Origin of the sequence: Evansella sp. AB-rgal1, assembly GCF_041820985.1 — a bacterium.
In the GTDB taxonomy this organism is placed as follows: domain Bacteria; phylum Bacillota; class Bacilli; order Bacillales; family Salisediminibacteriaceae; genus Evansella.
Window position 1 is genome coordinate 1 of sequence record NZ_JBGUAU010000086.1, and the last position, 584, is coordinate 584.

6 tRNA genes are annotated in these 584 nt (G+C 51.2%); all 6 read right to left on the reverse strand.

The window, feature by feature from the left end:
* Positions 1–5: 5 nt before the first annotated feature.
* The 6 genes from ACERII_RS25885 to ACERII_RS25910 all read right to left on the reverse strand — a co-directional run bounded on the left by ACERII_RS25885 (position 6) and on the right by ACERII_RS25910 (position 571).
* Positions 6–81, reverse strand: a tRNA-Ala gene (locus ACERII_RS25885).
* 6 nt (positions 82–87) lie between these two features.
* Positions 88–164: transfer RNA gene (locus tag ACERII_RS25890), tRNA-Pro, on the reverse strand.
* A gap of 12 nt (positions 165–176) precedes the next feature.
* Positions 177–253 (reverse strand) — tRNA-Arg (locus tag ACERII_RS25895).
* A gap of 5 nt (positions 254–258) precedes the next feature.
* Positions 259–347, reverse strand: a tRNA-Leu gene (locus ACERII_RS25900).
* Between the two features lie 27 nt (positions 348–374).
* Positions 375–449, reverse strand: a tRNA-Gly gene (locus tag ACERII_RS25905).
* Positions 450–486: 37 nt separating this feature from the next.
* Positions 487–571, reverse strand: a tRNA-Leu gene (locus ACERII_RS25910).
* Positions 572–584 lie beyond the last annotated feature (13 nt).

A 584-nucleotide genomic window follows, 5' to 3' on the forward strand; every position in this document is an offset into this window, starting at 1 on the left:
AATATTGGTGGAGCCTAGCGGGATCGAACCGCTGACCTCCTGCGTGCAAGGCAGGCGCTCTCCCAGCTGAGCTAAGGCCCCAATAAATGGTCGGGAAGACAGGATTTGAACCTGCGACCCCCTGGTCCCAAACCAGGTGCTCTACCAAGCTGAGCCACTTCCCGAGATAAAATTAATGGTGCGCCCTGAGAGATTCGAACTCCCGACCTTTTGATTCGTAGTCAAACACTCTATCCAGCTGAGCTAAGGGCGCATATTTGGTGCCGAGGGCCGGACTTGAACCGGCACGATAGTCACCTACCGCAGGATTTTAAGTCCTGTGTGTCTGCCAATTCCACCACCCCGGCATGACTAATTAATAGATAAACTAATTTTGGAGCGGAAGACGAGATTCGAACTCGCGACCCCCACCTTGGCAAGGTGGTGTTCTACCACTGAACTACTCCCGCTTAGATTTATCGATTAACGGACTAGGTATATATAAATTGGTGCGGGTGAAGGGAGTCGAACCCCCACGTCATAAGACACTAGATCCTAAGTCTAGCGCGTCTGCCAATTCCGCCACACCCGCAATTTATTTAATA